5 protein-coding genes are annotated in these 7,653 nt (G+C 63.9%); 4 read left to right on the top strand and 1 reads right to left on the bottom strand.

From position 1 onward, the window contains the following. Positions 1–110: 110 nt before the first annotated feature. Positions 111–3,704: a hypothetical protein gene (locus tag GH681_RS21175; RefSeq protein WP_228112015.1), complete on the bottom strand. Its 3,594-nt coding sequence runs from the start codon at positions 3,702–3,704 to the stop codon at positions 111–113. Positions 3,705–4,180: 476 nt separating this feature from the next. Between GH681_RS21175 and GH681_RS21170 the strand changes: the two genes are divergently transcribed. The 4 genes from GH681_RS21170 to GH681_RS21155 all read left to right on the top strand — a co-directional run bounded on the left by GH681_RS21170 (position 4,181) and on the right by GH681_RS21155 (position 7,638). Further along, positions 4,181–5,101, top strand: coding sequence for an AraC family transcriptional regulator (locus tag GH681_RS21170; RefSeq protein WP_153163532.1), 921 nt, complete (start codon positions 4,181–4,183; stop codon positions 5,099–5,101). A gap of 97 nt (positions 5,102–5,198) precedes the next feature. Then, positions 5,199–5,759 (top strand): carboxymuconolactone decarboxylase family protein, encoded by a 561-nt coding sequence (locus GH681_RS21165; RefSeq protein ID WP_153163531.1) that lies wholly within the window; start codon positions 5,199–5,201, stop codon positions 5,757–5,759. Then, a complete protein-coding gene (locus GH681_RS21160; protein ID WP_153163530.1) occupies positions 5,756–6,841 on the top strand; it encodes an acyl-CoA dehydrogenase family protein in 1,086 nt (361 codons plus the stop codon). The genes GH681_RS21165 and GH681_RS21160 overlap by 4 nt, the downstream gene beginning before the upstream one ends. Then, positions 6,838–7,638, top strand: a complete 801-nt coding sequence (locus GH681_RS21155; protein WP_153163529.1) for an ABC transporter ATP-binding protein — start codon at positions 6,838–6,840, stop codon at positions 7,636–7,638. The genes GH681_RS21160 and GH681_RS21155 overlap by 4 nt, the downstream gene beginning before the upstream one ends. Positions 7,639–7,653 lie beyond the last annotated feature (15 nt).

Here is a 7,653-nt window from a genome sequence, read left to right as displayed (position 1 = left end):
CAGACCGTGCTTGACGCCATCGCGTGTGCCCGCTGCCACATCCAACCTGATCGAAGTTACCCCAGGCCACGACGCGTCAAGCCGCACCAGCATTTGGCATATAAGGGGGCTTAAGTTGGGAGCATTGCCCCCGCTCCGCGCACAAGCTCACGGATCCGGTTTGCGAGTGTCGACCGTTTCACCCGGCCGACGGAGCGCCCCGAAGGGGGAAGTGAACCGTAGACTTCGCGTACTTCGGTAAGCAGTTTCCGGCCTGCAGCCTGGCTAACGTCAGCAGGGGCACGCTCCTTTGCGGGAGGCAGCAGCTCACCATCAAATTCGGCGACCTCGGCAGCGCAACTCTCCGCCTGAGCCCCATATGCGCTGAAGTCCCTAGAAAATCCCTCGTGCAACCTGGCGAAGTCGTACCAGGTCATCGAATATGATTCGACCCGACCTGAGAGGTATCCTGCAACGATTCCTGGCAGAGTGATCACATTGACCTGATCGACCAACATTGCCAACCTTTCGATCAACTGGGCAACCGCTACGAGGGATTTTTCGAAATTTAAATGTCGGCACAGCTCAGCGGCAATTGGCTGCAGCGCAGGATCGACAAGTCGATTGCCTGCATTGATCGCTTGGTCGGAGCTCACAGTTGCACCAAGTAGGCGTGCGGTGGCGTAATCGATCTCAATGCGCCTGCACAGCGCGTCAGCCCCCGCCTCCCGAATGTCACTTTCCGTTTCGGCTCCGATTTCTAGGTAATGACGCTTTCCGAAGCCGATGACACGATAATTGCGCCCAGTCAGAAGCCCCTTAAGCGTCTTAAGGTCACAGAATCGGCTCTTTACGACGAGGCGAATTACACCAAGCGTGAGCGACCGTCTGATGGCTCGTCGGGGATCATTTGGCTCGACGACAGAATTGAGTACATCACAAAGATGGCCGAAGGTTTCGAGGGCGCCGGCTGCTTCTTGGGTAAACTGTGACGGCTCGCTCTCAAGCGTTAGGTATATACGTTTCAGCCGAACCGTACGTGGATGTCTGAGTTGGGCTCGGTCGAGCCCACGCATCAGGACGCTATAGCGAAGTGGACCGAGCGGATGAGGTAAGCCTTTCCCAGTAAACAAAAGGGTCTGAGCCAGGCTATCGAGTTCATCGGCATTCAGCTCTCCCAGATCCCGCGCACCGCAAATTTGCTTGATTATCCCCCGGGCGCTTTCGACAGCGACACGCATGCGCTCGAGCCGGTTGGCCTGTCGCTCCGCACGACCAAAGAGCTTCTGCCGATCAGTGCTCGTGCCAGCCGGACGTAGACCGTTCAATGCTGACAGATCAGATGACGGCACTGGTGCGACCGGGGAAAAACCGAGATCAGCAAATGTCTGATCGAGGATTCCCCGGATGTTCGTCAGGTCCTCCAACCACACTCGTGGTGACCGATCGCTGTAAGAGGCACTCCCACGTTCGGCATGCCCGAGGAGTCCGTCGATGATTTCAGGATCGACCCCGTGGCGACGCAGCCGGGTTGCCAGACGATGCCGAAAATGCCGCAAAGGCAACGGCCACCGAAATAGACCTTGCTGCTCGATGAAATGCTCATTGACCGACGACCAAGCCAAAACATCCCCATCCCGACGTAGCGAGAAAAACAGTGGGATTGAGGCGGTAGCGTCCCGACCAGCAAGTGCGCTGACTCGTTCGCCGAAGGCAAAGTCCCCAGCCGCCGATATCCATCGCCCTAGCTCCTGAATGTAGGGAAGGTAAGCGGTGGCTATGTAGTCACACAGAGCCATTGGTACCGGCACCAGTCGACCGTCGCGGGCCTTACCACTTTGCTTGTCCGAAACGAACACGAAGTGGTGTTTGAAGTCGAAATCACGCTGCGACTCAAATGCAGCACGTACGGGGCGAACCCCTGTAGCAGCGTGCAATGCCACCACAATGTAGGCAGTCAGCGCATTATGAAATGCGATAACTCCACCTCTCCGAGCATCTTGAAGCCTTAACCCAGCGTCACGGATCTCAAGACGAAGCTTGGACTCAATGGGGTCGAGCCTGCTTCCCAGTGCATTGCCGTCCGGCGGCTCTATACTCGCCAGAGGTACACCGACGGAGTTCAGGATCTTGAATAGCTCACCACCGCTCCAGCTTGGGTATGCAGCTGCGCCAGGCAAACCCGAATTAGGGTGCCTGCAGAACAGTCTGGAAAAAATGGCATCATTGGACACGGCATAAAGCGCTTGTGGAAGCGCCTGCGCAAGCATTCCCCCAGTTAGCCGACGCGCAATCGGCTTCGTCGCGGGGCCGAAACTGCTCAGGACAGACTGCCTATCCAGCAACTCCCCAAGCGTGTTTGCTCCTGGCCTTTCAGCCCTCCATCGGTTCAGTGCGGTCGAAATCGAGGATGGGAAAGTGATCGCATGCTTAAGCGCCAGCGCGCGAATCCAAGGTGTGGCAGAAGCCTCCGGCCTCCATCCGCTATCGCGGCGAGCAGGCAGTCGAGTCAGCCCCGCGGGCGAGACCGACCACTCCTCCCCGCAATCCGGCCCTACTACCATATCGAGGGTTCGTCGAAGCGACCGACCTGTCCGTAGAGCAATCCAGGCAGTGGCTGCCAGTCGCTGCGCACCATCATCGTTTCCAAGTAAGGTTTCGCTGATCCACAGTTCCAGTGCCCTCACTTCACTAGGCCTTGGTCGATTCACACTCCAGGGGAGGAAGTGGTTGTCCTCCACGCTGGCCAGGATCACCGAGGAAGCGTGGCGTCGCTGCTGCGCAAGTGTCGCGTCCTGCGGAACGTCCGAAGAAAATATCGGGTCTCCGTCCCCCTCTCCTACAACTGCAGCCGGGCTGGGGCCATCGAGGTCATCCATGCCCTCAAGCAGAATGGGGGTAGAGCTTCGGCTCCACGGACGTCCGGCCGGAGGTAGGTGGGACGACAGTCCTGTAACCGACACGGCATCCGGCGGAAACTCCCGCCTCGCCACGTGGGAAAGACTTTGCAGAAACGGGCGAGCACCCTTGTCCAACCAAAGGTTACTGAGATGATATTGCGCCTTGTTATCAATATGAAGTTCAAACGCGCTGTAACCTTGAGCACCACTTAACAGCTGTTCCGCCAAGCGCAACCATTCGTTCACTCCGTCGCCCGCAAGACGGAGCCTGTCAGCTACATACCGAAGGTAGCGGTCGTACAGCAGATTTTGTGTGGCACGCTCAAGCGCATGGATCAGCGCCCAGAGGCGAAACCGTTCAAAATATTGGTAGAGACGTTGGTCGGTGCGAGCGTATGGATTTCGCGTGGCCAATAAAGCGAAGATGTAGAGTCTCTCCAGCGAGAAACCCGAAAAGCGAGTCCGGGCTGTCTTTGCTTCCGGCAGGGGCTGATACTTAGACAAAATCGCGTCCGCCGTCGACAGGCGTACCGCGAGTTCGTAGAGTTGCATAGCGGTACTGTTTTCGGCAGACCACAGGCTCAAGATATCCAGTACATCAGGCCGAACCAGATAGTGGAGCACTGTGCCGATCGCGCCCGGACGTTCCAGCGCCATCGTTGCATCAACAATGAGTATCAGGCTACCGAGGATGTGGTTCTCTTCGGCCCAGGTTGCGAGCTCATCCCATGCTCTAGGAAGGAGGGCAAGAGTCGGATTACTCGCACATTCGTCGTTCGGCAGGAGCGGTTCCGTGGTGCTCTGGATCGGGTTAGAAGGGGGCACAGCGGAGTCTCGGTAGGCAAGGAGCTGCGCGAGACTGTAGCACACAGACCATGCCAGACACCACTTTCAGCCAGATGTGGTCAAGTCTGTACTTAAAACATGCACAGAGCTAGCCTTTCCTCCGAAGGGCCTCGGGCGCGCCATAAAATCAAGGACTCAGGCCACTTTTCAGGTGGCCTTTTTCTTTGGTACGGAAGATTGCATTCCGTACGGTAGCCCGTGCCGCACCCGCTACCTGAGGCGCGCTTGGGGCTTTGGGCACAGAACGCTCGTTCGGAATCGGCGACGCTGATTTGAGTGATCCGCCGTCGTTCTGACTGCTGCGGGTGACCAGAAGACGACTTCATCGCATCGACTGCCGCTCCGGGCCGCCTGCGCGGGTCGCCCCTGCAGCGATAAGCAATCCACTTTTTATTGGTTCGTTTTGCGGTCGGCTTTGGCAACACTGGCAGCCTCTCAAGCCCGGATGTGCCCCCATGAACGCCGAAACCGATCGTCTTGCTCACTGGCTCGTCAGCGGGCTGGAGCTGGACACCACGGTCTTTCACGTGGGCCAGTATTGCGGCCCGTGGCGGGCGTCCACCGCCGGGCGCGACCGGGCGAGCTTCCATCTGGTGCTGCGCGGCCATTCGTGGCTGCACCTGGAGGGGCAGGCCCCGATCCGGCTGGGTGAAGGGGAGGGCGTCTTCCTGTTGCGCGACATCCCCCACTGCCTCACCCCCGAGGCCGAAGGTGCCGACTTTCGCCCGTGCCCGATGCAGCCGATGAGCCCGGCGCTGGACGGTGCCTGCGGGCTGGCCTGCGGCTTCTTCACCTTTCGCGGACTGCTCGGCGAGCTGTTCCGCGGGGCGTTCCCCGACTATGTGCTGATCCGCGCCGATTCGCCGTCCCGCGACGCGATCGGGCCGCTTTTTACGCTGATCCTGGCCGAGGCCGAGCGCAGCGGCGAGGCCGGCTCGCCCCTCATCGAGCGGCTCACCGAGCTGCTGTTCTTCTACGTGATCCGCGATGTGGCCCGGCGCGACGAGGTGGCCGGCGGTCTGCTCGCCGTGGCCCGCCGGCCGGAGTTCGCGCCGCTGCTGGACGACCTGCTGCGCGAGCCCGGCAAAGATTGGTCGGTGGACGACATGGCGAAGGCTGCGTGCATGTCCCGGGCCAGCTTCTGCCGGCATTTCATCGAGGCCAGCGGCCAGCCGCCGGCGCAGTTTCTGTTGCAGGTGCGGATGAAGATCGCCGCGCGGCGCCTGCAGGGTGGCGACAGCGTGCTGCGGGCCGCCGAGCACGTGGGCTACGCCTCCCAGGCGGCCTTCACCCGGGCCTTCAAGAAGGTGATCGGCGAGCAGCCCGGCGCCTTCCAGCGTGCCCGCCGGATGCACCTGCCCCACACCCACCGCTGATTGGACGATTGAGCAAAAACCCGCGACGCCCGTGCATAGAGCGCGGCCCGCCCGGTGCGGACAATCTGCTTCATCGAGAACCCCTGCGGAGATTTCCATGACCCGACTGACCGTCCACACCCCCGTCACTGCCCCCGAAGGCAGCCGCGGCTTCATCGACACCGTGATCACCAACAACGGCTTCCTGCCCAACCTGATCGGCGTGCTCGCCAACGCGCCGGTGGCGCTGGAAACCTACCTCACCGTCTCCGGCATCAACGCCCGGGCGAGCCTCAGCCTCGCCGAGCGCGAGGTGGTCCAGATCACCGCCGCCAGCGTGCATGGCTGCGACTTCTGCGTGGCCGGCCACACCGCCATCGCCCTCAAGAAGGCCGGGCTCGAGAAGGATCTGGTGCGCGCCCTGCAGGAACGCGCCACCACCGGCAACGCCCGCATCGACGCGCTGGTGGCCTTCACCCGCGCGGTGATCCTCACCCGCGGCAACGTGGCCAAGGGCGAGCTGGCGGATTTCCTTGCTGCCGGCTTCACCGAACAGCAGGTGCTGGAAGTGCTGCTGGGCGTGAGTCTCGCCACCCTGTGCAACTTCGCCAACAACCTGGCCGGCACCGGGATCAACCCCGAGCTGCAGGCCTACCGGCCCGGAGCCCTCGCGCAATGACATCCCCGATCCGCAGCCAGGACGACGCCCTGGCCTGGGTGAGCGCCCACGCCGACTCCCTCAACAACGGCGTACCTCACGCCGACGCGGCAATCCCCGTGCTCGGCGCGGCGGGCTTCTTCCGCATCGGCGTGCCCGAAGCCGTGGGTGGCAGCGGCGGCACCACGGCCGACGCCATCGAGGCCATCGCCCGGGTGGCCGAGCGCTCGCTCACCGCCGCCTTCGTGTTCTGGGGCCAGCGCACCTTCATCGAATACCTGCTGCAAAGCCCCAACGCCGCGCTGCGCGAGCGCCGGCTGCCGGCGCTGCTGGCGGGCGAGCTGGCCGGGGCGACCGGACTCTCCAACGCCATGAAGTTCCTGTCGGGCATCGAGAACCTGTCCATCGCCGCCACGCCGGCGGGTGAGGGCTGGCGGCTCGACGGCCACCTGCCGTGGGTCACAAACCTGCGCCGGCCCGGTTTTGGCGTGGCGGCTGCGGTGCAGCCCACCGATGGGCAGCCGCCGGCCATCGTCGCCTTCTTCCACGACACGCCGGGCATCACCCGCAGCGACGATCTGGAACTGCTGGCGCTGCGCGGAAGCAACACGGCCGCCATCGACATCCGTGGCGTCGAATCGGGGCCGGAGCAGCTGATCCACGCCGACGCGCGCAGCTTCATCCCCACCGTGCGCCCGAGCTTCCTCGGCCTGCAGTGCGGCATGGCGATCGGCCTTGCGCGGGCCAGCCTCGCCGCGTCGCGGGCATCGGGCAGCGCGGCGCGCTCGGGCCTCGTGCCGCGCATCGAGCGGATCGAGGCCGATCTGGCCGACGCTGTGGCCGAGCTCAAGGCCGGCGTGCTCGACGGGCGTTTTGCGCCCCAGGCCGCGCCGCTGTTCCGCATCCGCATCCGGCTCGCCGCGCTGGTGCGCGAGGCGGTGGATCTGGAGCTGGACGCCACCGGCGGCCGGGCCTACCTCGTCGCCACCACCGGCGACTTTGCCCGGCGCTGGCTGGAGGCCGCCTTCGTGCCCGTCGTCACACCCAGCCTCACCCAGCTCCACGGCGAACTGGCGCGCCAGGCCGCGCTGAGGGCCGCATGAACGCGCCACTGGTCGATGCCGCGCTGACGGGCGCCGATACCGCCACGCCGGTGCTGGGCGCCCATGGGCTGTCCTTCGCCCACGCGGGTGTCGGCACGGTGTTCGACGGTATCTCGCTGGCGATCCGCCGGCGCGAGATCGTCGCCCTGCTGGGCAGCAGCGGCTGCGGTAAATCCACGTTGCTGCGCGTGCTGGCCGGGCTCGAGAAGCCCGCCACCGGCGAAGTGCGCTTTCTCGGCCAGCCCCAGGCTGCGCCCCACCCGCGCAGCGCGCTGGTGTTTCAGCAGCCCAGCCTGCTGCCGTGGCTGCGGCTCGCCGACAACGTGGGCTTCGGCCTCGATTTTGCCCACCAGCCCCGGGCCGGCAAGGACGCCCTGAAAGCCCGGATCGCCGCTGCCATCGAGGCGGTGGGCCTTGCCGGGCGCGAGGCGGCTTATCCGGCCCAGCTTTCCGGCGGCATGGCCCAGCGGGCGGCGCTGGCCCGGGCGCTGGCCCGCGAGCCCGAGCTGTTGTTCGCCGACGAACCCTTCTCGGCCCTCGACGCCATCACCCGCGCCGAGATGCAGGCGCTGCTGGTGGACGTGGTGCACCGCTGGCATTCGGCGGTGCTGCTGGTCACCCACGACATCGACGAAGCCATCCTGGTGGCCGACCGCATCCTGCTGATGGGCGGCCGCCCCGGCCATCTGGTGCAGGAATGGACCGTCGACATCCCCCGCAACCGGGAGGACCACCCGGACGGCGTCGCCGGGCTGCGCCTCGCCATCCTCGCCGCCCTGCGCCACGCGAGCCCCTGATTTCCGGAGATTTAC

Source organism: Zoogloea sp. 1C4 (assembly GCF_009469605.1).
Lineage (GTDB): Bacteria > Pseudomonadota > Gammaproteobacteria > Burkholderiales > Rhodocyclaceae > Zoogloea > Zoogloea oryzae.
This window is presented reverse-complemented; position numbering and strand designations above follow the sequence as displayed.

What these genes read in the sequence shown, in the direction of transcription:
- GH681_RS21165 (WP_153163531.1), top strand. Translation starts at nt 5,199, where the DNA reads ATGACCCGACTGACCGTCCACACCCCCGTCACTGCCCCCGAAGGCAGC.
- GH681_RS21155 (WP_153163529.1), top strand. Translation starts at nt 6,838, where the DNA reads ATGAACGCGCCACTGGTCGATGCCGCGCTGACGGGCGCCGATACCGCC.
- GH681_RS21170 (WP_153163532.1), top strand. Translation starts at nt 4,181, where the DNA reads ATGAACGCCGAAACCGATCGTCTTGCTCACTGGCTCGTCAGCGGGCTG.
- GH681_RS21160 (WP_153163530.1), top strand. Translation starts at nt 5,756, where the DNA reads ATGACATCCCCGATCCGCAGCCAGGACGACGCCCTGGCCTGGGTGAGC.